General features: G+C 72.1%; 18 protein-coding genes and 1 pseudogene. 16 read left to right on the top strand and 3 right to left on the bottom strand.

From position 1 onward, the window contains the following. The first annotated feature begins 66 nt into the window (after positions 1 to 66). The 10 genes and pseudogenes from ACFXC1_RS38840 to ACFXC1_RS38795 all read left to right on the top strand — a co-directional run bounded on the left by ACFXC1_RS38840 (position 67) and on the right by ACFXC1_RS38795 (position 12,327). Positions 67 to 1,044, top strand: coding sequence for a cell envelope lipid trafficking protein PgfA (locus ACFXC1_RS38840; protein WP_381252079.1), 978 nt, complete (start codon positions 67 to 69; stop codon positions 1,042 to 1,044). A gap of 203 nt (positions 1,045 to 1,247) precedes the next feature. Further along, positions 1,248 to 2,402, top strand: coding sequence for a glycosyltransferase family 4 protein (locus tag ACFXC1_RS38835; protein WP_381251901.1), 1,155 nt, complete (start codon positions 1,248 to 1,250; stop codon positions 2,400 to 2,402). After that, positions 2,390 to 3,133, top strand: coding sequence for a class I SAM-dependent methyltransferase (locus ACFXC1_RS38830; protein ID WP_381252077.1), 744 nt, complete (start codon positions 2,390 to 2,392; stop codon positions 3,131 to 3,133). The genes ACFXC1_RS38835 and ACFXC1_RS38830 overlap by 13 nt, the downstream gene beginning before the upstream one ends. Next, positions 3,130 to 7,650: a DUF3367 domain-containing protein gene (locus ACFXC1_RS38825; RefSeq protein WP_381252075.1), complete on the top strand. Its 4,521-nt coding sequence runs from the start codon at positions 3,130 to 3,132 to the stop codon at positions 7,648 to 7,650. Before ACFXC1_RS38830 ends, ACFXC1_RS38825 begins: the two co-directional genes overlap by 4 nt. Next, positions 7,647 to 9,060 (top strand): annotated as a pseudogene (locus tag ACFXC1_RS38820) (condensation protein). The gene ACFXC1_RS38825 and the pseudogene ACFXC1_RS38820 overlap by 4 nt, the downstream one beginning before the upstream one ends. Beyond that, a complete protein-coding gene (locus ACFXC1_RS38815; protein ID WP_381251899.1) occupies positions 9,057 to 9,785 on the top strand; it encodes a class I SAM-dependent methyltransferase in 729 nt (242 codons plus the stop codon). The pseudogene ACFXC1_RS38820 and the gene ACFXC1_RS38815 overlap by 4 nt, the downstream one beginning before the upstream one ends. 23 nt (positions 9,786 to 9,808) lie before the next feature. Beyond that, complete coding sequence (locus tag ACFXC1_RS38810) at positions 9,809 to 10,714, top strand: DMT family protein (RefSeq protein WP_381252073.1); 906 nt, start codon at positions 9,809 to 9,811, stop codon at positions 10,712 to 10,714. Next, complete coding sequence (locus ACFXC1_RS38805) at positions 10,711 to 10,920, top strand: Trm112 family protein (RefSeq protein WP_381251897.1); 210 nt, start codon at positions 10,711 to 10,713, stop codon at positions 10,918 to 10,920. The genes ACFXC1_RS38810 and ACFXC1_RS38805 overlap by 4 nt, the downstream gene beginning before the upstream one ends. Next, positions 10,917 to 11,849, top strand: a complete 933-nt coding sequence (locus ACFXC1_RS38800) for an FkbM family methyltransferase (protein WP_381251896.1) — start codon at positions 10,917 to 10,919, stop codon at positions 11,847 to 11,849. The genes ACFXC1_RS38805 and ACFXC1_RS38800 overlap by 4 nt, the downstream gene beginning before the upstream one ends. Continuing rightward, positions 11,737 to 12,327 carry a hypothetical protein gene (locus ACFXC1_RS38795; RefSeq protein ID WP_381251894.1) on the top strand — a complete coding sequence of 197 codons (591 nt, stop codon included), beginning with the start codon at positions 11,737 to 11,739 and terminating at the stop codon, positions 12,325 to 12,327. Before ACFXC1_RS38800 ends, ACFXC1_RS38795 begins: the two co-directional genes overlap by 113 nt. On the opposite strand, the gene ACFXC1_RS38790 is transcribed toward ACFXC1_RS38795, so the two are convergent. Further along, a complete protein-coding gene (locus ACFXC1_RS38790; protein ID WP_381251892.1) occupies positions 12,317 to 13,189 on the bottom strand; it encodes an ATP-grasp domain-containing protein in 873 nt (290 codons plus the stop codon). The genes ACFXC1_RS38795 and ACFXC1_RS38790 overlap by 11 nt on opposite strands. A 148-nt stretch (positions 13,190 to 13,337) precedes the next feature. Between ACFXC1_RS38790 and ACFXC1_RS38785 the strand changes: the two genes are divergently transcribed. From ACFXC1_RS38785 to ACFXC1_RS38765, 5 genes are all read left to right on the top strand, one after another. Beyond that, complete coding sequence (locus tag ACFXC1_RS38785; protein WP_381251890.1) at positions 13,338 to 14,393, top strand: MerR family transcriptional regulator; 1,056 nt, start codon at positions 13,338 to 13,340, stop codon at positions 14,391 to 14,393. A gap of 60 nt (positions 14,394 to 14,453) precedes the next feature. After that, a complete protein-coding gene (locus ACFXC1_RS38780; protein WP_381251888.1) occupies positions 14,454 to 15,899 on the top strand; it encodes an acyl-CoA synthetase in 1,446 nt (481 codons plus the stop codon). Further along, complete coding sequence (locus ACFXC1_RS38775; protein WP_381251886.1) at positions 15,892 to 17,223, top strand: carboxyl transferase domain-containing protein; 1,332 nt, start codon at positions 15,892 to 15,894, stop codon at positions 17,221 to 17,223. The genes ACFXC1_RS38780 and ACFXC1_RS38775 overlap by 8 nt, the downstream gene beginning before the upstream one ends. A 193-nt stretch (positions 17,224 to 17,416) precedes the next feature. Then, positions 17,417 to 18,457: a rod shape-determining protein gene (locus ACFXC1_RS38770; RefSeq protein ID WP_019067023.1), complete on the top strand. Its 1,041-nt coding sequence runs from the start codon at positions 17,417 to 17,419 to the stop codon at positions 18,455 to 18,457. Next, a complete protein-coding gene (locus ACFXC1_RS38765; protein ID WP_381252071.1) occupies positions 18,454 to 19,884 on the top strand; it encodes a GAF domain-containing protein in 1,431 nt (476 codons plus the stop codon). Before ACFXC1_RS38770 ends, ACFXC1_RS38765 begins: the two co-directional genes overlap by 4 nt. A gap of 269 nt (positions 19,885 to 20,153) precedes the next feature. Here the strand turns inward: ACFXC1_RS38765 and ACFXC1_RS38760 are convergent, their stop codons facing one another. Continuing rightward, the gene (locus ACFXC1_RS38760) at positions 20,154 to 20,678 is read right to left on the bottom strand and encodes a hypothetical protein (RefSeq protein ID WP_381251884.1); all 525 of its coding nucleotides are present in this window, start codon (positions 20,676 to 20,678) and stop codon (positions 20,154 to 20,156) included. A 232-nt stretch (positions 20,679 to 20,910) separates the two neighbouring features. Between ACFXC1_RS38760 and ACFXC1_RS38755 the strand changes: the two genes are divergently transcribed. Further along, positions 20,911 to 21,750, top strand: a complete 840-nt coding sequence (locus ACFXC1_RS38755; protein ID WP_381251882.1) for an NAD(P)-dependent oxidoreductase — start codon at positions 20,911 to 20,913, stop codon at positions 21,748 to 21,750. A gap of 97 nt (positions 21,751 to 21,847) precedes the next feature. Here ACFXC1_RS38755 and ACFXC1_RS38750 read toward each other — a convergent pair whose 3' ends face one another. Beyond that, positions 21,848 to 22,357, bottom strand: coding sequence for a hypothetical protein (locus ACFXC1_RS38750; RefSeq protein WP_381251880.1), 510 nt, complete (start codon positions 22,355 to 22,357; stop codon positions 21,848 to 21,850). Positions 22,358 to 22,506 lie beyond the last annotated feature (149 nt).

Here is a 22,506-nt window from a genome sequence, read left to right as displayed (position 1 = left end):
GGCGCCTACGGTTCCCGCCCCAAGGGCCGGCCCGAACTCCTCACCACCTTCCACTGGAGTGTCCGGATGCGCCGTACAGCCTCTCCACTTTCCTTGATTCTCCTGGGACTTGGCACGTTTCTGCTGGTCCTGGCGCCGCTGCTGGCGTGGTACGTCGAGCCGCGGGCCGCCGTGACGCCGATCGACATCGACACGACCGCCGTGTACCGGGGCACCGGAAGCTACTTCGACACCGGCGAGCTGCGGACCGTGGACGACCGGCGGATCACCGTCACCCAGCAGGTGCGCGGCGATGTCGCGGACAGCGAGAAGAGCGGGGACGCGGTGTGGGACGTCACCACGACCGTCGACACCGACAAGTCCCTCCCGGCCGCCGATCCGCACGACGCGCTGGAGTTCTTCCCCAACCGCTGGGTCACGGACCGTAAGACCAACAGGCCGGTGCACTGCTGCCACGAGAACCCGTACTTCGAGGGCGACGCCTACCTGAAGTTCCCCTTCGACGTGCGGAAACAGCCGTACCAGTGGTGGGACAACTCCCTTGGCGGGACGGTCACTCTGCGCTACTCGGGGACCAAGAAGGTGCAGGGCTACTCGGGTTACGTCTTCAAGGGCACGGTCCCGCCCACGAAGATCGGCACCCGGCTGGTTCCGGGCAGCCTCGTCGACCAGCCCACCTCCCCCCAGATCCTGGCCGAGGAGTGGTACTCCAACCACGGCATCGAGCTGGTCGTCGACCAGCGCACCGGCCGGGTGATCTACGCCCAGACCGGCCCCCGCCGCACCCTGCGCGCCCCCGGTCACTCCTACGACGCGGTGCTCCTCCTCGACGCCGACAAGCTCGCGTTCACCACGGCCACGCAGAAGGAACAGGTGAAACTGGCGAAGCAGGAGAGCGGTCAACTGCGGCTGGTGGGGCAGTCGTTGCCGATCGGTACCGCTGTGGCTGGATTCGTCCTCGCCGTGGCGGGGGTTGTTTTGGTGGTACGCGGACGCCGACGCCCCGAATCGCCCGCTTCGCCCGAGTATCCACCCACGATGTGACGTGACGTCAGTTCTAATAACCCCCGAAATTGTCACGCGGGTGAGTAGCCGTCGGGAACGCCGAAGCGAAAACTGTCCACCCACCCGCACACAGCCCGCCCACAGAACTCCCGCACCGCGCCCGCCCTTTGCCCGCCCTTGCCCGCCCTTGCCCTTCTATGTCCCCCGCAGAGTTCCGCACCCCGAGACGAGTTGGAGCACCCATGCCCCAGCACGTGCCCCACCACCCGCTGCGTACCGCGTCCCCGCCGGCCGCGCAGCACCACGCGATGCCGGTGCCGCAACCGCGCCGCATCGTGTTCCTCGCCCACCGGGATCTCGACAATCCCTCGGCCGGCGGCTCCGAACTCCTCGTGGACAGACTCGCCGACGGCCTGACCCGACTCGGCCACCAGGTGACCCTGCTGTGCGGCGGCCCCGCGGCCTACCGCGACTACCGGGTGGTGTCGGCGGGCGGCACCTACGGCCACTACCTGCGTGCCCGTACGACGTTCAGCCGGCGGATCGGTGGCTGCGATCTGCTGGTCGAGGTGTGCAACGGCATGCCCTACTTCGCTCCCGTCTGGCATCACGGGCCCACCATCTGCCTGGTCAACCACGTCCACACGGACGTGTGGAAGATGCGGTTCGACGGGCCGATGGCCCCGGCGGCCCGGATCGGTCGGCGGCTCGAACAGTGGGCGCTGACCGGGGCGCAGCATCGTGGTCTGCTGGTCGCGGTCTCTCCCTCCACCGCGCACGCGCTGCGCGGGATCGGGATCGAGCGGGAGCGGATCCGGGTCGTCCACAACGGAGTCGAGGAACCCGGTCCTTGTGCCGAGCGCTCGCCGGAACCGTTGTTCGTGGCGGTGGGCCGGCTGGTCGAGTACAAGCGGATCGATCTGCTGCTGCGGCTGTGGGAGCGGGTACGTCCCGTGGTCGGCGGGCGCCTTCTGATCGTCGGCGACGGGCCCGAGCGGGAGCGGCTGGAGCAACTCGCGGGGCCCGGTGTGGAGTTCACCGGGCATGTCTCCGAGTCGCGGAAACACGAACTCCTTTGCGCTGCCTGGCTGTTGCTGCATCCGTCCGCGCTGGAGGGGTGGGGGCTGGTGGTGACGGAGGCTGCCGCCCGGGAGACGCCGGCGATCGCGTTCGATGTGCCTGGGCTGCGGGATTCCGTCGTGGACGGGGAGACCGGGGTACTGGCGCGGGGGGAGTCGTCCTTCGCGGCGGCCTGGTGCACCTTGGCTCTGTCCGGGCGTCGGCGTGAGGCCATGGGGAAGGCCGCGCGTGACCGGGCGGCTCGCTATCGCTGGGATCGGACGGTGAGACAGTTCCGGGCTGTCGCCGCTGAGGCGGTGAGGGGCTGGGGGTCGTGACCGGCCCCAAGGACCCTTCCCTACGGAGGTCGGTGGCTCTGTTCCGGGCCTTCCTGCACGAACAGGACGACCCCGAGTCCTGCTACTCGCTGCTCGCGCGCGACGCCGCCGATCAGGTCGAGGCCTACGACGGACCTGTCACCGGGCGCACAGTCGTGGACGTCGGCGGTGGCAGTGGCTACTTCACCGAGGAGTTCCGGCGGCGCGGGGCCCACGCCTATCTCTTCGAGCCGGACGTACGGGAGTTGGGGCAGAAGCCGCCCGACGGGACGGTCGTCGCGGACGGCTATCTCCTCCCCCTGTCCGACGGGGTCGCCGATGTGACCTTCTCGTCCAACGTCCTTGAGCACGTGGCCGATCCGCAGACGTTTCTCAGTGAGCTGGCGCGGGTGACCCGCCCCGGTGGGCTGATCTATGTGTCGTTCACCAACTGGCTGTCCCCGTGGGGCGGTCACGAGTGGGCGCCCTGGCACTACCTCGGCGCCGAGCGCGCTCGGGCCCGCTATCGGCGCCGTACCGGCAAGGCCGCCAAGCACACGCTCGGCGAGAACCTGTTCGCCGTGCACATCGGTGCCACCCTGCGGCAGGTCCGTGCCCGCGACGACGTGACGGTCGTCGCGGCGCGGTCCCGCTACTGGCCCTTCCTCGACCGAGCCGTCGTCAAGGCGCCCGGGATAAGGGAGTTGGCCACCTGGAACCTCCTTCTCATCCTCCGGCGGTGTCCACGATGACGGCGACCACGGTCCAGGCTCCGCCCCCGGCGGCCGATCCCACCAGCACGACCCTGGCCGGGCCCCCGGAGGGTCCGAGGTCGTGGCGCTGGCTACTGGGGTTCTGGGCCGTGGTGTTCGTGCTGTTCCTGGCCGTGCATCCGGGGCGGCAGACCTTCGACACCAAACTCGGTGTCATCGTCGACCCGGGCCAATTCCTGTCCGATCTGGGGCAGTTGTGGCACGACCGGGGTTCCTTCGGCGGTATCCAGGACCAGTACGCGGGCTATCTCTGGCCGATGCTGCCGTTCTACTGGCTGGCGCACGCCGTGCACCTGCCGGTGTGGCTGGCGGAACGGCTGTGGCTGTCACTGGTCGTCTCGGTGGCCTTCTGGGGCGCGTTGCGGCTGGCCGAGCGGCTGCGGGTCGGGAGCCCGGCGTCCCGGCTGCTCGCCGCCGTGACCTATGCGCTGTGGCCGGTGTTCACGATCGTCGTCGGTTCCACGTCGGCCGCCGCGCTGCCCGGCGCCTTCCTGCCCTGGGTCCTGCTGCCGCTGACCGACGAGCGCTGCACGGCCCGTGTGGCCGCCCTGCGCTCGGCGCTGATCGTGCCGTTCATGGGCGGGGTCAACGCGGCGGCGACCCTGGCGTCCCTGTTCCCGGTGGGGCTGTATCTGCTGTCCCGCCCGGCCGGGCCACGGCAGCGCAAGCTCATCGGTTGGTGGGTGCCCGGGGTCGTGCTGGCTACGGCATGGTGGTGGATCCCCCTCCTCATGCTCGGGGTCTACGGCGAGAACTTCCTTCCCTACGTGGAGACTTCGCAGACCACGACGGACACCATGTCGGCGACGGAGGGGCTGCGCGGAGCCGGTGACTGGGTCGCTTATCTGCATCTGGGCGAGGCCTGGATACCGGCCGGCTGGACGGTCGCCTCCTCGGTGATCGTGATCGTCTGCTCGGCACTCGCGGCCGGGCTCGGCCTCGCGGGGCTCGCACGGCGTGACATGCCGGAACGGCGCTGGCTGGTGCTGGTCGCGGTGTCGGTCGCGCTGATCCTGTTCGCCGGGTACGGCGGCTCGTTCGGGGCGCCCTTCCACGGGCTGGTGCAGGACTGGCTGAACGGCCCGCTCGTCCCGTTCCGCAACATCTACAAGTTCCAGGCGGGGCTCGCTCTCGCGCTCGTCCTCGGTCTGGCCCACCTGGTGGGCGTCGCCGCCGAGTCGCGGGGCGCCCGCCCGGTCCGTGGGCGTCGGCTCGCCCCGCTGATCGCGGTGGTCCTGGTCCTCCCCGGACTTGCGTGGCCGTATCTCAACGGGTCGATCCTGAACCCGGGTTCGTTCCAGCAGCTCCCCAAGTACTGGCAGTCCACGGCCGATTGGCTGCACAAGTACTCCCCCGACTCACGCGCCCTGGTCGTCCCGGCGACCGCGCACGGCATCTACACCTGGGGCTCGCCCATCGACGAACCCCTGGATGTCCTGGCCAATTCCCGCTGGGCGGAGCGCGACTACGTCCCGATGGGCACCCCCGGCAACCGGCGCGCGATGGACGCGGTGGAGCAGGCGCTGGACTCCGGCGGCGAAGTCCCGGGCCTGGCGGACTACTTGAGCCGGGCCGGCATCTACTACGTCGTCGTCCGCAACGACCTCGACCCCGACCAGATCGGTTACGTCCCGACGACCACCGTCAAACGCACCCTCGAACAGTCCGGCTACCAGCGGGTGACCGGCCTCGGCCCGGTCATGACCGGCGGCCGGATAGTCAACGGCACCCCGCTCCAGGTAGAGGGCCTCTACCCGCGCCGGCGGGCGGTGGAGATCTACGAGCCGACGAGCAAGGACGTCCAGCGCCCCGGCCAGGCGGGGCTGACGTCGGTGGCCGACACCGCGGTGGTCTCCGGCGGACCGGAGTCCCTGCTGCCCCTCGCGACCGAACTCCGGGGCAGGGCAACGGTGTTGACCGGTGACAACCACCCGGGGCTGGGCTCCCCGGCGCTCCAGATCCTCGGCGACGGACTGCGCCGAGCGGACACCCGGTTCGGCCTGGTCGACGCCAACACCTCGTACACGTACACCCCCGACGAACGCAACGCGCCGGACGCCGTCCAGGACGCGGGCAAGAAGCCGAAGCAGATCCTGCCGACGAAGGGCCTCGCCCATCAGACGGTGGCCGAGCTGCGCGGAGCCCGCTCGGTGACGGCGTCCTCCAGCGGCAACTGGCTGTTCCAGCTGCCCCAGTTCGACCCGGTGAACGCCTTCGACGGCAACCCCGACACCGCGTGGGCGGAGGGCACGGCGGGCTCCCCGAACGGGCAGTGGCTGCGCATCGGCTTCACGGGCGGGTCGTACGACATGCCGGGTTCGTTCAAGGTGACCCCGCTCCCGCAGGAGAGCGTGCGGGCGGCGGCCACGGAGGTGCGGGTGGAGACGGCGAAGGGCTCGGTGACCAGCTACCTCCAGCCGAACGGCATGACGCAGACGGTCAAAGCCCCCTCGGGCACGACGAGTTGGATGAAGCTGACGATCGTCGACTCGGTGGCCCGCCGCACCGGACTCACCGGCGCGGGCTTCTCCGAGATCGCCCTGCCGCACGTCCAGGTCACCCGGCTCCTGAAACTCCCCACCGACGCGAACAGCTCCGACTCGGCCGCCGAGATCATCTCCCTGCACCGCACGGCCGACCCGACCGGACTCTCCCCGACGGGGACGGAAGCGGGCCTGCACCGCACGTTCTCGACGTCGACGGCGGGAACGTACGAGATGAAGGCGAGCGCGGTGGCGATCCCCGGCGAGGAGCTGGACAAACTCCTCTACGAGGTGGCCCCCGCGCAGCAGCACCGCATCACGGCGACGGCGGACTCCACCGCCGCGCTCGGGGCGGGCCTCTCGGCCCGCAACCTGACGGACGGCGACCTGACGACGGGCTGGGTGGCGGGCGACCGTCCGACCATCCATCTGTCCTGGACCGGCAAACAGGCCGTGGGCGAAGTGGTGTTGGCGCCCGCGGGCGGTCTCTCGACCCGGGCGACCGAGGTCGACATCAGTTCGCCCGACGGCGCGACGATCGCCGGCGTCGACGAGAACGGCGTGGTCCGCTTCGATCCCATCACCACGGACCACCTCGACATCACGATCACGAAGACGGCCGCGCTCACGCTCCACAACCCTGTCGCCGACGAGAACCTCCAACTCCCGGTGGGCCTGACCGAGGCCTACATCCCGGCCCTCGACCAGTACCGGACCCCCCAGCCCGACCCCACCCGCACGTTCACGCTGGCCTGCGGAAAGGGGCCGGTGGTGGCGGTCGACGGCGAGCTGTACCAGACGGGCCTGACGGGGACGGTACGGGACCTGACCGAACGCCGGGCGGTTGATGTGACGCTCTGTCAGGAGGGCCGGACCGACCCGGCATTGGAGCTGACTTCGGGCACCCACCGGGTCGAGGCGGGCGACGCGGGACCCCTCTCCCTGACAGACGTGACACTCACCCGAGGAAGTGTCACGCCGGCGACGGACACCGGTCGGGACCTACGGGTCGTGGACTGGCTGGGCGACCGCCGAGAGGTGGCGGTCGGCTCGGGCACGGCCTCCTACCTCACCACGTACGAGAACTACAACGACGGCTGGAAAGCCACCCTCAACGGCAAGGAGCTGTCCCCGGTCCGCCTCGACGGCTGGCAACAGGGCTGGCGCGTCCCCGCAGGCGCGGGCGGCACGATCAAGCTGTCCTACACCCCGGCAACGACGTACGAGGCCGGCCTCATCGGCAGCGGAGCGGCCGTGGCCGTCCTCCTGGCCCTGGTGATCTGGCGCCGCCACGAACCCAACCCCGACGAGCCCCAACCACCCCCGCCCCTCCCGGGGTTGTGGCTGGGCACGGTGGCACTGACGCTGGTGGGAGTGGTGATCGCGGGCTGGTTCGCCCTACTGGTACCGGCGTTCGCACTGCTTGCGTATCGCCGCCACGCGCTGCTGGTCCCGATCGCGTTCGTGGCACTGGCGGGTGCGGGGATCGTTGCGGCGACGGGGGCGGGCGACCCGGTGGGCGCGGGCGAGGGAGCGTTCAGCCGCGCGGCCCAACTCCTCGCGCTGATCGGGTTGTTCGCGGCCCTGGTGAGCGTACGGGAGTGGCGGGACCCGGAAACGGCACCCGCCCCGCCTCTCCCACAAAGAGAGCGGGGGACAAGCGCGATGGGCGAGCCGTCGGGGGGCGAGGGAAAGCCAAGTACCTGGGAGGAGCTGCACGCCGGCGAGGGCCCAGGGCCGATCGAGTCCGGCCCCACGATCTCGGCACGCGGCCCGGACCGCCAGGAGTCTCGGCCGACGCCAGCACAAGGCGCCCCCGAAGGGGCGCGGGCCCGTGACATCAGCGGCTCCGCCGCGCGGGCGCACCCAGCCCCCACCGGGCCAGCAGTCGGCAACAGCCAGACGCCCCACGGCGAAGACCCGTCAGGGGCGCGGGCCCGTGACATCAGCGGCTCCGCCGCGCGGGCGCACCCAGCCCCCACCGACCCGCGCCAAAAGGACGCCCCCCAATGACCACACTCGACCACCCCCGCTCCCCCACCCGCATCCCCTTCCCCACAGTCGACGAAATAGCGCGCCACTGCCACCAGTCCACCGAACCGGAAACCGTCCACATAGAGGTCCACCTCCCAGGCCCCGTAAACCCCGAACGCCTCCGCACCGCCTTCACCCAGGCCCTGCACCACCACCCCCGCATCCTCATGCGCGAGGCCCCGGGCCCCTGGTACCGCCGCCGCTACGAATGGGAGTTGACCGACGACCCGGACGTGGAGGTGATGACCTTTACGCCCGCCACCCCCGACGCCCTCAAACACGCCCGCACCCGCTCCCTGGACCACACCCCACCCCTGACCGCCTCCCCGCCCATCCGCCTGGAAGCCGTCGAACTCCCCCACGGCACCGCACTTCTCCTCACCGTCAACCACACCGCCCTCGACGGCCCCGCCTGCCTCCGTGTGCGGGGCCCCCCCCCCGAGCGGTACGGGGGCGAGGGCAAACCCCCCCCCCCCCCCCCCCCCCCCCCCCCCCCCCCCCCCCCCCCCCCCCCCCCCCGCGGCCCCCCCCCGGTCCTCGGCCCCTGCGCGGCCCTCGTGGTGGGGGGCGCCCCCCCACCCCACCCACGCCCCGACCGCCCCGCCGACCCGCCCTCCGGACACCCCCGAACCCCCCACGGCCACCCCCTCCGTGTGGACCCCGCCCGCCCGTGTCGCCCCCGGCACCCCCGACCCCTCCCCCGGCGGCAACGGCCTCCTCCTCACCGAGCTCGGCGTCCCGCGCCGCCCCAAGGGCTCCCCGTACACCGTGAACGACCAACTCATGGTCGCGACGGCCCTGATGATCGCCCACTGGAACCGCGAGCACGGCGCACACCCTCGCCCACTGCGCATCACGATGCCCGTGGACGACCGCCCCCGGGGCACGGACATGCCCATCGGCAACGGCACCAGGCTCGTCGAAGTCACCTTCGCGCCGGACGAGTTGACCACCGACCCCGCCGAGATGGGCGAACTGCTCCACCGCACGGCGACCCGCACCCGCGCGCTGAAAGCCCTCCCCCGCCCCCAACTGGGCTACGGAGCAGCCCTGTTGACTGCCCCCGTCGTCCCCGTCGCCTGGCGGGCCACCCTCACCCGGGGCCTGCGCAGAGCAGCCGCGCCCTGGACCTCGACCACCCTCCTGAGCAACATCGGCCGTATCCCGTACGCCCTGGACTTCGGCAGCACGACGGGCCGCGCGCACGCCGTGTGGTTCTCGGCCCCGGCGAGGATGCCCCGCGGGTTCACCGTGACCACCGCCTCCACCGCCGGAAAGCTGCACGTCGCCCTACGCTGGTCGCGCACCCTCCTCGGCCCCGGCGACGGCGCCCACCTCCGCGACCTGTTCGAGCACTACCTGCACACGACGGAGGAGCACGAGGCATGACGACCACCGCCCCGCACCACCCCGGCCTCCGCGACTTCTACGAGAACCCCGCCGTCCCGGTCGCCTCCGGCCCCTCCCGCACCCTCCGCCAGGCCCGCGTCCTGGCCACCGCGCTGGGCCCGCCCACCGAACACCCCCGCACGGTCCTCGACATCGGCTGCGGCGACGGCACGGCGGCGGCCACCGCCGCACCCCTCCTCACCGGCCACCGCGTCATCGGCGTCGACTGGTCCCAGGACGCGCTGACCCGAGCCCGAACCCACCTGCCGTACACGGTCCGTGGGGAACTCACCGCGCTGCCGCTGCGGACGGCCGTCGCCGACGCCGTGCTGTTCAGCGAGGTGATCGAGCATCTCGTCGACCCGGACACGGCGCTCGCCGAGATCCGCCGGGTCCTGCGCCCGGGAGGTCATCTCATGCTGTCCACACCGAACCTGGCCGCCTGGTACAACCGCGCCCTGCTGCTCGCCGGCGTCCAGCCCGTGTTCTCGGAGGTGAGCCTGCGCGCGATCCACGGCCGCCCGGGCAAGGAGGTCGTAGGACATCTGCGGCTCTACACCCCGCGCGCGCTACGGGAGTTCGTGACGGCGGCCGGCTTCGAGGTCGTAGCACTCAAGGGCGCCCCCTTCCACGGCGTACCGCGCCCACTGCGCCCCTTCGACCGACTGGCCTGTGCCAGACCGCAGTTGGCGTCGATCCTGCTGCTGCACGCGCGGAAGACTTAGGGGGCGCGGCCGTGTGGTGGGGAGTGGCCGCGGCCCTGCTGGCGAACGTGCTGTACAGCACCGGGTTCGTGCTGGAGAAACGGGCGCTCACGGCACTGCCCGAGGTGACGGTCCGTCAACCGGCCAGGCTGCTGCGGCTGGTGCTGGGCAGCCCGCTGTGGATCGGCGGATCCCTCGCCCTCGCCGCCGGGTTCGGCGCGCAGCTCGCCGTGTACCGGACGCTGCCCATCGCCGCCGCGCAGGGCATCTTCGTGTCCGGTCTTGTGCTGCTGGTGCTGCTGTCCGCGCGGATGCTCGGTGAGCGGACCAGCGGCCGGGAACGGTACGCGCTCGGCGCGATCCTCGCCGCCCTGCTGATGGTCGTACTGTCGCTGAAGGAGGGCTCGGACCACGTCAGCCGCGCCGCGCCCTATCCGCTGATCCTGCTGGTGTGCGTGCCCTCGCTCACGGCCGGCGTCTGGCTGTACCGGTCCACCGAGCGGCGCGCGGCCCACCGGCACCGGCTGCCCACCACGGGCGTCGAATACGGCGTGGCGGTGGGCCTGTTGTACGGGGTCAGCTCGCTCGCCATCAAGGGGGTGTCGAGCTTCCTGACCACAAGTGACCTGGGCGGGGCGGTGGTCGACCTGCTGCGGTCCCCGTACCCGTATCTCCTGCTCTGTACGGGCGCGTTCGGCCTGGTGATGTCCCAGGCGGCGCTGCAGCGCTGCCGCGCCTCGCTGATCGTGCCGGTCTGTACGACGGTGACGAGCCTGTTCACGGCGGTGCTCGGCACGCTCGCGTTCGGCGAGGCGCTGCCGCACGACCCGCTGCGCCTCGCCCTGCGGATCGGGGGCACGATCCTGGCGGTCACCGTCCTGCTGACCATGCCGAAGCACGACAACGCGCCTCAAGAACCGGTCGAGGCCAAGGAGTTGAGTCCCCCATGAACCCGGACGACCCCCTGCTGAAGATCCTGGCCTGCCCGCTCGACAAGGGCCCGCTGCACCTGCTCCCGACGGACGCCCTCTACAACCCGCGCCTGCGCCGCCGTTACCCCATCGTCGACGGCATCCCCCAGCTCCTGCCCTCGTCCGGAGAGCAAGTGACCGACGACGAGGAGCACTTGGAACTCCTCGAACGGATGGCCCCATGACAACCACTCTCACCGCCCGCCTCGCACCCTTCCTCCCCACCCGCCTGGTCGCCGCCACCGCCCGCGCCGTCTATCCCCGCTTCGAACCCGAACTGGCCCGCCTGGACGACCTGTTGCCGCCCGACTGCGGCACGGCGGTCGACGTCGGCGGCTGGTACGGCCCCTGGACGCACCGCCTGTGGAGACACGCGCGCCAGGTCGTGACCGTGGAACCGGTCCCTCACCTGGCGCGACTGCTCGCCGCTGCCGCCCCCGCGCACGCCCGGGTGGTCCCGGCCGCCGCCTCCGACCGCCCCGGCACCGCCCGCCTGTGGCTGCCGCCGGACGACGAGGGCGACCGGGGTGTGTCGTCACTGGTCCGCCGGGACATCCACGCCCGCGCGCTGCACGTCCCCTGCGTCACGCTCGACGGGCTCGGCCTCAAGGACGTCGGTTTCATCAAGATCGACGTGGACGGCAACGAACTGGCCGTCCTGCACGGCGCGACCGGCCTCCTGACCCGCGACCGCCCCGCGCTCTTCGTCGAACTGGAGTCCCGCATCCAGCCGATCGCGCCGGTCGTCACCTATCTGTCGCTGCTGGGCTACGAGGGCTGGGTCCTCCCGGACAGGAACCGGGACTGGGTCCGACTGTCGGCCTTCCCTCTGGAGGAGCACCAGGCCCGGACGTCGTACGTCGTCTCGCAAGGCCTGCTGCGCCGTGTCCTGCCCTTCTCCCGCGGCCCCCGTTACGTCAACTCGGTCCTGTTCCTCCCCGACGGCCGCGGTCCCGGTGGCCGCGGCCCCGATGTCGGTGCCGTGCGCGACGATGGATCGCATGCCCGACCCGAAACGCCCCGCGAGCCCCTTCAGCCCCCTCGACTTCCAACTCGTCCTGCTGCGCCGCATGGCGGACCACAACCCGGACCTGGTCGAGGACGCCCGTCATGAGCTGGGCGTCTCGATCGCCGACATGCGCGAGGCCAACAGGCGCTGGCAGGCCATGCTGCACTCCCCAAGAGGGCGGGCCGCCGCCTCCCGCTACCGCTCGATCCTCGGCGCCCCGGAGTCGACCGTGAGCCGCAAGATCGGCGACCTGGAGTGCGAGGCCCGGCAGTGGCCGCTCCCCCTCTGGCCCGACCTCCGCTTCGAGGTACTCACCGCCCCGAACGGCGCCGTGTGGAACGAATGGCTGGTCCGCGCCCCGGGTGCCGAAGGCCCCGCCCTCCACACCCTCGACGACCTGACCCCCTGGTCCTGCACGGTCGACGAGGCGGCCCGCGCCTTCGCCCCCGCCCGCCCCCTGGAGGGCACGGCCCCCACCCGCTGGGGCCTCGCCTTCACCGCCCCGGACGCGCGGGGCGTACGGCACCGCTGCACGGCCGAGTTCACCTGGGGCCTGCTCCAGAGAACGGCGATCAGCGACTAGCGGCGGCGAGCACCGCGTCCACCACCACGGCCAACGACCCCGGATGCAGATCGAGGAAGAGGTTCGGCTCGACCAGCTCCAGTTCCATCACGCACGGCTGTCCGTCCGGCCCGTCCACCAGGTCCACGCGGGCGTACAGCAGTTCCGGCGCGTCCGGTACGGCGGCCAACGCCCGTTCGGCGACGGCGAGTTCGGCCTCGGTCGCGGTCCACGGCTCCAGGTCCGGGTGGGACACCTTGTCGTCGTCGTAGGCCGTGCCCCGCGAGAGCACGGCGCCCTTGCGGGAGGCGTGGACGTACCGCCCGCCGAAGAACAGCAGCGCCCGCTCCCCGCTGACGTCCACGTTCGTGAGGTACGGCTGGACCATCGCGGTGAGCCCCTCCGCGTGCATGCGCTCCAGTTGTCGTACGGCCGTCTCGTGCTCGTCGGGTGTGTAGCGGGCGGCGAAGCGGGCGCCCGCGCCGGAGGTCGGCTTGACGACGTACTCGTGGTCGTCGGGGAGGTCGGCCGGGTCGCCCGGGGCGAGATAGCGGGTCGGTACGACGGGCACGCCGGCCGCCGCGAGGTCGCCGAGGTAGCGCTTGTCGGTGTTCCAGCGCACGACCTGGACCGGATTGGCGAGCCGTGTCGCCTTGCCGACCCGCTCCGCCCAGGCCACGAACTCGGCCGCCCGCCAGCTGTAGTCCCAGGTCGAGCGGATGAGGACGAGGTCGTAGCCGCCCCAGTCGGTCTCCTCGTCGTCCCACGGCACGGCGACGGCCTCCGCCCCGGCCGCCCGCAATGCCTCGACCAGCACCGGGAGGTCGCGGTCCTTGCCGGGCTCGGATCCGGGGTCGTAGGTGGCGAGCGCGATTCGGGGCACGGGAGCCTCCAGCTTCGTACGGTGGTAGATCGTTTCGGCAGGGTAACCACGGCCCCCGCGACCGGGGCAACCGGATTGACCTTCACCCCCGGTGAAGCCCCAGCATCGGTGGCGGAACCGGAGAGACCCGGAGAGACAGGGGGTCTGCATGAGCATGCTGACGATCGGGGCCTTCGCGCGGGCGTGCAGGCTGTCACCGAAGGCGCTGCGGCTCTACGACGAGCTGGAACTGCTGCGGCCCGCGCGCGTGGACCCCGACACCGGATACCGCTACTACGCGGTCGAGCAGCTGGAGCGGGCGCGGCTGGTCGCGTGGCTGCGGCGGCTGGGCATGCCGCTGGCCGCGATCCGTGAGGTGTGCGCCCTCGAACCGGCCGCCGCCGCCCGTGAGATCCGTGCCTTCTGGGCCCGGGTCGAGGCGGAGACGGCGGTACGGCGGGATCTCGCCTGGTTCCTCGTCGACCAACTCGAGGCCGTGGCGGCCGTGGCCGCCGTACCGGGAAAGGACACCACCATGCTCGAACTGCGTTACTCCGCCCACTCTGACCGCGGGCTGGTCCGCCCCGCCAACCAGGACACCGCCTACGCGGGCGCGCGGCTGCTCGCGGTGGCCGACGGGTTCGGACCGGCGGGCGGGCCCGCGAGCAGCGCGGCCGTGGAGGCGCTGCGTTTCCTGGACACCGAGGAGGTGCCGGCGGGAAATGTGCTCAACCTCCTGGAGGAGGCGGTGCGGGACGCCACCGACGCGGTCCGTGACGTGGCCGATCCCGAAGAGAACGGCACGACCCTGACCGCGCTGCTGTGGACGGGCTCGCAGCTGGCGCTCGTGCACATCGGGGACTCGCGCGCGTATCTGCTGCGCGAGGGCGGGCTGTTCCGGATCACCCACGACCACTCGGTCGTCCAGTCGCTGATCGACGAGGGCCGGCTGACGCCTGAGGAGGCCGGCTCCCACCCCCAACGCGCCTTGCTGCTCAAGGCGTTGGCGACCGGCGACCCCGACCTGAAACTCCACGACACCCGCCGCGGCGACCGCTATCTCCTGTGCTCCGACGGCCTGACCTCGGTCGTCCCGGAGCACCGGATCCGCGAACTCCTCACCGCGGGCCAGGACCCGGAGGAGACGGTACGGTCCCTGGTCGACGCGGCGAACGCGGCCGGGGGTCCGGACAACATCAGTTGTGTGGTGGCGGACGTGGTGTAGGAACGGGGGTGTCCCCTGAGGTCCGGGGACCCATGCCCCGATGGCTAAGGAGTACGCCGCGTGTCCACCCTCTTCCCGGCCCTGACGAACCCGGGCGAGCAGCCCGCCCTCAGGTTCGGTGACCGTTCCCTGACCTACGCGGAGCTGGGCGCGGCAGCCGACGCCCTCGCGGCCCGGTGCGCGGGCGGCGACCGGGTCGCCGTATGGGCCACCAGCTCGCTGGAGACAGCCGTCGCGGTGGTCGCCGCGCTGCGGGCGGGCGTGGCCGCCGTACCGCTCAACCCGAAGTCGGGCGACAAGGAGCTGGGGCACATCCTGGCGGACAGTGCGCCGGCGCTGGTGCTGGCGGCTCCTGGTGACGAACTGCCCACCGTGCTCGGGGAGTTGGAGCGCGTCGACGTCGACGTGCGGGGTGTCGGGGGCGAGGGTCCGGCCGTCTCGCCGGACGACGAGGACCCCGCCCTCGTCATCTACACCTCCGGCACCACCGGCCCGCCCAAGGGCGCCGTACTCCCGCGCCGGGCGATCGCCACGACGCTGGACGCGCTCGCCGACGCCTGGCAGTGGACCGGCGAGGACGTGCTCGTGCACGGGCTGCCGTTGTTCCATGTGCATGGACTGGTGCTGGGCATCCTCGGGCCGCTGCGGCGGGGCGGCTCGGTGCGGCACCTGGGCCGGTTCGGCACGGAGGGTGTGGCGCGGGAGCTGAACGACGGGGCGACCATGCTGTTCGGCGTCCCGACGATGTACCACCGCATCGCGGAGACCCTCCCCGGCGACCCCGGACTCGCCAAGTCCCTTGCCCGGGCACGGCTGTTGGTCTCCGGTTCGGCCGCGCTGCCGGTCCACGACCACGAGCGGATCGCGTCGGCGACCGGCCGCCGGGTGATCGAGCGCTACGGCATGACGGAGACCCTGATGAACACGAGTGTCCGGGCGGACGGCGAGCCGCGCGCGGGGACGGTGGGGGTCCCGCTGCCGGGCGTGGAACTGCGACTGGTCGAGGAGGACGGCACGCCTCTTCCGGTGAACGACGGCGAGAGCGTGGGCGAGATCCAGGTGCGCGGGCCGAACCTGTTCACCGAGTACCTCAACCGGCCCGACGCGACGGCCGCGGCCTTCACCGCCGACGGCTGGTTCCGCACCGGGGACATGGCCGTGCGCGACCCCGACGGCTATGTCCGGATCGTCGGCCGCAAGGCCACCGACCTGATCAAGAGCGGGGGTTACAAGATCGGCGCCGGTGAGATCGAGAACGCGCTGCTCGAACACCCCGGGGTGCGCGAGGCCGCCGTCACCGGTGAACCGGACCCCGACCTGGGCGAGCGGATCGTGGCCTGGATCGTGCCGGCGGACCCCCAATCCCCGCCGGAACTGGCCGAGTTGGCCGACCATGTGGCCGGCCGCCTGGCCCCGCACAAGCGCCCCCGCGTCGTCCACCACCTCTCCGCGCTCCCCCGCAACGACATGGGGAAGATCCTCAAGCGCGCCCTGACCCATGACTGACCGCCTGTCCGCCCGCGAGACCCTGGCCCTCGTCACGGACGACTCCACCTTCACCGAACTCCCCTACCCCGTACGGGAGTCGGGGCCCGACGGTCCCCTCGCCTGGCAGGGCTACGACGCCTCGCGGGCCCGCGCCGCCGACCGCACCGGCGAGTCGGAGTCGGTGGTGTGCGGCACGGCGACGGTCGGGGGCACACGGGCGGTGCTGATCGCCTTCGAGTTCGGCTTCCTGGGCGGCTCATTGGGCGAGCGGACCGGGGACCGGCTGGAGTCGGCGTACACGTATGCCCGTGAACACCGGTTGCCGGTCGTGCCGTTGATCGCCACCGGGGGCAGCCGGATGCAGGAGGGCATGATCGCCCTCACCCAACTCCAGCGCGTGGCACGGCAGTCGGCGCTCACCCGGGAGGCCGGCCTCCCCCAGATCGCGGTACTGCGCGACCCGACCACGGGCGGCGGCTGGGCCACGCTGGGCGCGGGTGCCGATGTGATCCTGGCACTGCCCGGCGCCCAGGTCGGCTTCGCGGGCTCCCGGGTCCGCCCACCGGACGCGGACCCCGCGGCGTACACGGCCGAGGCCCAGGTCGCGGCGGGCGCGGCCGACGCGATCGTGGAACCGGAGAAACTGCGGGAGACCCTGGGGAGCTGGCTGCGGCTGCTGACCACTCCGTGGGAGGGGCGGGCGCCGGTGCCGGTCCCTCTGGGGGTGAACGACCTCCCGGGCACCGGCTGGGAAGCCGTGCAGCGTGCCCGTTCGCCTCAACGCCCGCGTGCCGAGTGCTACTTGGACGCCTACTTCACGCACCGGCTGGCGATCAGCGGGGACCGGTGCGGTGGTACCGACGCGGGCCTGCTGTGCGGGTTCGGGGAGCGGGCGGGGCGGGCCGTCGCGTTTGCCGCGCAGGCCGGGACGGCGACGCGGCCGGCCGGGTATCGGACCGCCGCGCGGCTGATCCGGCTGGCGGACCGGCTCGGGGTGCCGGTGCTGACGCTGGTGGACACCCCGGGCGCGGCGAACGACGCCGCGGCGGAGCGGGAGGGGGCGGGTGCCGCTATCGCGGATCTGTTCGGTGCGGTGGCTTCCGCCCGGGTGCCGGTCACCACGCTGCTGATCGGCGAGGGTGGTTCCGGGGGTGCGCTGGCGCTGGCCGCGCCGGGCAACACCTGGGCCACGCCGGACAGTTACTTCTCGGTGATCGCCCCGGAGCTGGCCACCGCGATCCTGAAACGGGCGCCGGCGGAGACGGAGCGGACGGCGGACCAACTCCGCGTCCGTCCGGAGGACTTGGCGGGGCTGGGGGTGATCAGGACCGGGCCCGGGTGAGCGACGGGCTGTCATGAGGGCACCCTCCAGCAGTCTTTACGCGTTCCTTACTTAAGACATAACAGACAAATACCCCCATTCAGCCGCACCCCGCCCGGCCCACCACAAGGCGCGCCGACCGCCCCGCCCCCGCACGATGCGAAAGAGGCCCGCCGCCCGGCGACGCCCCGGTCCGCTCTCGGGAGAACCTTCCATGACCGTCAGTCTGGAGCAGTTGCGACGCTGCCATTTCGCCGTCGACCTGGGAGCCGCCCGCACCCGTGTCTACGTCAAGGGCGCCGGGCTCGTCGTCGACCAGCCGTCCGCCGCCGCCGTGAACACACGGACCGGCGCGCTGATCGCCGTAGGAGAGTTCGCGGAGAAGATGACGGGCCGTACGCCCGACTACATTCGCGTGGTCAGGCCCGTCTCCGGCGGAACCGTCGTCGACATCGAGATGGCGCAGCGCATGCTGCGGCACCTGATCGGCGACAAGGTGCGCCGCGCGCTGCGCCGCAAGCCCCGGCTGCGGGCCGCCGCCTGCACCCCGCACGACGCCGATCCGCTGGCGCAGCGGGCCGCGATCGAGACACTGGTCGGGCTCGGGGCGCGCCGGGTGGAGCTGGTCGACACGCTGATCGCCGCCGCCGTGGGCTGCGGGCTCCCGGTGGAGCGGCCCGAGGCCACCATGATCATGGTGTGCGGGGCCGCCGCGACCCAGGTCGCCGTGCTCTCCCTCGGCTCGATCGTCACCGCCGAACGCATCCCGGTGGGCGGCGAGGCCGTCGACCACGCGATCGTCCAACACCTGCGCCACGAGCACGAGTTGATGCTCCCGAGCCAGTCCGTACGGCCACTTCAGCTCGCCCTCTCCGGCAACGGTCTCACCCCGCACGGCCCGGCCCTGACCGAGATCCACGGGCGGGACGTGGCGACCGGTCTCGCCCGTTCCGTGCAGGTCGACACCGCCGCCGTACGGGACGCGATCGAGACCCCGCTGACCGCCGTGCTCGACGGCATCGGCCGGGTGCTGCGCAACTGCCCGCCCGACCTGGTGGCCGACCTCGCCGACCGGGGGATCATGATGGTCGGCGGCAGCGCCCTGCTCCCCGGTCTCGACCAGATGCTGCGGGCGGCGACGGGCATGCCGGTGCACATCGCCGAGCGGCCGGACGTGTGCGCCGTACAGGGCCTGGGCTACATGCTGGAGGGCAAGATCGAGCCGCTGGTCCTGGACCCGCTGGCGACCGCCTGAGCCCGGACCCGGACGGCCCGCGCGACGGCGCCCCCGACCTCTCCCGCCTGCTCGAAGCCGTCCTGAGCGTAGGTTCCGAGCTCGAACTGCGCACCACGCTCCAGCACATCGTGGACGGCGCGGCCGAGCTGACCGGCGCGCGGTACGCGGCGCTCGGCACGACGGACCCGGGGCAGGACGGCCTCACCGAGATCCGCACCGGCGGGGCAGAGCAGCCGCCTGAGGGGGTCCTCAGCGTGCCGATCCCCGTCCACGACGAGGTGTTCGGCCACCTCCACCTGGCCGACAAGCGGCCCGCCGCCCTCTTCACCGCCGAGGACGAACAGCTGCTGCAGGTCCTCGCCGCGCAGGCCGGCATCGCGATCGGCAACGCCCGCCTGTACGAGACGGCCCGGCACCGCGAGCGCTGGATCGAGGGCGCGGCGGCCGTCACCACCGCGCTGCTCACCGGCGAGCGGGCGGCCGACGCGCTGACGACGGTCGCCGAGGGCGCCCGGGCTCTCGCCGACGCCGCCGCGGGCGTGATCCTCCAGCCCACCCCCGCGGGCGGCATGGAGATCGTCACCGCCTCCGCCTTCGAGGACCCGGGCGACATCGTCGGCACGACCATCGCGCCGGGCAGCCCCGTCCTGGTCCAACTCCTGGGCGGCGAACCGGTGTTCATCGACGACTCGGCGACCGACCCGCGCATGACGACGCATGTACGGCACCGGTTCGGCCCCAGCATGATGCTGCCGCTCCAGGCCGGGGGCCGTCTCATCGGGACGCTCGCCCTCCCCCGCCGCCCGGGCGACCGCCCCTACACGGCCGTAGAACGGTCGCTGGCAACGCAGTTCGCGTCCCAGGCCGCGCTTGCCCTGGTCCTGGCCGACGCGCAGCACGGCCGGGAACGGCTCGCCGTCTACGAGGACCGCGACCGTATCGCCCGCGACCTGCACGACCTGGTCGTCCAACGGCTGTTCGCCACCGGCATGTTGCTGGAGTCCGCGCAGCGCAGGGGCGGACCGGACGACCCGGCCCACGACGTCGTCGGACGCGCCGTCGACGAACTCCAGTCGACGGTCCAGGAGGTCCGCACGGCGATCTTCGCCCTGCAACAGCCACCGGCCGAAGCGCCAACGGGCCTGCGCGGCAAGGTACTTCGGGAGGCGGCGGCCACCCTCGGGTTCCAGCCCCCGACCCGCTTCAAGGGCCCGGTGGACACGCTCGTCCCCGATCAGGTGGCGACCCGGCTCCTCGCCGCCCTGCGCCGCGCCCTGGCCACTGCGTCACGCCAACCCGGCGTCTCCCACCCGTCGCGTCTGGAGATCACGGTCGACGTGACGACTCCGCTGCCGGACGGCCGGGACGCCGTACGGCTGAGGGTGTACGACGGCGCGGGCACGACGGTGAGTTGGCGGTCGCCCCTGCGGCGGGAAAGTCAGTAGGGCAGGATCCGCCCCGACGGCGTCCTGCGGTCGATGGTGTCGTCGCGGGGCGCGGCGGGCCGGCGAATCACGCGAACACGGATCTGTCGGTTCATGGCGCCCTCCCGAGGCTCATATCTCCTATGCCCCTCTCCTATGCCTCACACTCTTCCTCGCGACGCCCAAGAACATCGCCCTTGAGAGGGCACTTGGTCTGCCTCCCGGGAAGGAGCGGCGAGGGGCCGGCTACTCCCGAGGGAGGAGACCGGCCCCTGGGACGGGCGAGGGGATCAGCTCAGACCGAGGTCCGACAGTGCGGTCGTCCAGTCGGTGAGGATCGCGTTCCGGGCTTGGGAGAGCGTGACGGTACCGGCGCAGACGGCCTTCTTGAGCTTGTTCTCGACGGTGTCCTTGTTGGCGGCGGTCTTGGTGCCGTACTCCGGCTCGGGCCAGAGGTTGAGCGCGCTCTTGGGGGAGCCGCCGAGTTCGAGGGGGACGAAGTGGTCCTCCTCGTAGTCCGAGGTGCTGGTGTCGGTGTAGCCGTACTCGACGATCTGCGTCTTCTTCAGCGCGGTGGTGTAGGAGCTGGAGGGCCGGACGGTCGCGGTCCACCCGGAGACGCAGATCGTGGTGTCGATGGTGGACTGGGTGACGTCCGGGTTGAAAGCACCGGGCTGGCAACTGGGGTCGGGGAGCGGGAGGTAGGCCTGGCTGCAGCTCTGCGCGTGCGCGGTGCCGGCGGCGACCGTGAGGCCTGCGGCGGCCAGGGCGAGGGAGGAGAGGGCGGTGACCAGGGAGCGGGATATTCGGGCCATGGGGGGGATCTCCCGGAGCGGTGCCCGGCAGGAATTCCGGGCGGTCGTGAGCATGACAGCACCGGGATCATCTATGCGGGTAGAGCCCTTTACCGGTCCCGAAGATCCCTTTGTTGAATGTTTCAGTAAGCCGGGGCCGACGAAGGGCAAGTCATGGCCCGCGCTTGGTTGTCGCCACCGCGCACGGCACCGCGCACCGGGCCCGGCCGCGGGCCCCGCCTAACGTGGGCCCATGACCACGTTGACGCTTCTGCATCCCGGCGCCATGGGCGCGAAAGTCGGCGGCCAGGCGGCCCTTGCGGGTGCCCGGGTACTGTACGTCCCCACCGGCCGCGGCACCGCCAGTCTCCAACGGGCCCTGGACGCGGGCCTGGAGGCCGCGGACTCCCTCCGATCCGCCCTGGCGGCAAGCGACTTCGTGCTGTCGGTGTGCCCGCCGCACGCGGCGGAGGACGTGGCGCACGAGGTTCTCGCGCACCCCTTCCGGGGCGTGTACGTCGAGGCCAACGCGATCAGCCCGGACCGTACGAGGCGTATCGCGGCGGCGTGTGCGGAGCGCGGCGTGCCGATGCTCGACGGCTCGATCGTCGGCGGCCCGCCAGGACCCGGCAGCGCCCCGCGCCTCTATCTGAGCGGCGACGGGAAGCAAGTCGCCAGGGTGGCCGCGGTGTTCGAGGGCACCCAGGTGCTGGCCCGCCCCCTCGACGCCGGGATCGGTGCCGCGTCGGCGCTGAAGATGTCGTACGCCTCGTACCAGAAGTCCGCCCGGGTGCTGGCCGCCGTCTCGCACGCCCTCGCCGCGAGCCACGGCGTGGCGGCCGAACTCGCCCTGGAGGCGGACTCGTTGACGTCCAACATCCTCGCCGAGACCGATCAGCTGCCGAGCGTCGCCGCCCGGGCCTGGCGCTGGGCACCGGAGTTGGAGGAGATCGCGGCGACCCTGCGCACGGCGGAACTGCCGCCGGACCTCGCGGAGGGCGCGGCGAGCGTGCTGCGCCGGTGGGCGGGCGACAAGGACCGGTTCGACCTGCCGCTGGCGGAGGTGTTGGGGCACCTTCGGACGGAGGGGTGAGTCAGGGGACGTTCGCTCGGGGGGTGACTCAGGGGACGTTCACTCGGAGGGGGCGACTCAGGGGACGGAGGGGTGAGCCATGGGACCGAGGGCCGGCTCAGGAGGCCGACGCCCTGGGCCCGAAGGAGGGTGACGCCGCGGGCCCGACCCCGCTCAACTCCTGTACGGTTCCGCCGAGTCGGGCCCGGAACCCCTCCAGCAGCTCCGGCCGCGCACTGACGACCCAGCGGGTGCCGACGAGGTACTTGCCGCCGTAGACGGCCGCGGTGTCCAGCCAGGTCACCTTGAACCGCTCCTCCGGGAACGTGGTGATCCGGTACTCGCCCTGCTTCGTACGGCACTGCCCCTCACGCAGTTCCTCCGCCTCGATCCGGATCTCGGCGGTACAGCCGGTCAGTCCGGCGATCACCTCGACCTTCGCGGGGGCGACGACACCGGCTTCGGGGACGGCGGTCACGGAAGGCGCGGCCGACTTCCGTCTCCCCTCCCCGTCTTCCTCGCCCCCACCGCACGCCACCGCGAGCGGAAGCAGCGCCAGCGCGGCGCCACGGCGAAGACGGAGAGCGACTGTGGGGTGCCAGTTGGGCTGCTGTGTCTGGTGGGTCACGGCAGGGGGTACGGGTGGGGCGCTGTGGGCGTTCACACCGTCGGGCTTCGACGCCCCACACCCCGGAGCACACAACGTCCGTGACCCCCTGCGCCCCCTGTGCGCCTTCATCGCCCTGAGTTATGGTATGCGTACTGATGGTGTCGGGA

Origin of the sequence: Streptomyces hokutonensis (assembly GCF_042751305.1) — a bacterium.
Lineage (GTDB): Bacteria > Actinomycetota > Actinomycetes > Streptomycetales > Streptomycetaceae > Streptomyces > Streptomyces hokutonensis_A.
The sequence above is the reverse complement of the archived record's forward strand: the minus strand, read 5'-3'. Positions and strand labels throughout refer to the sequence as shown.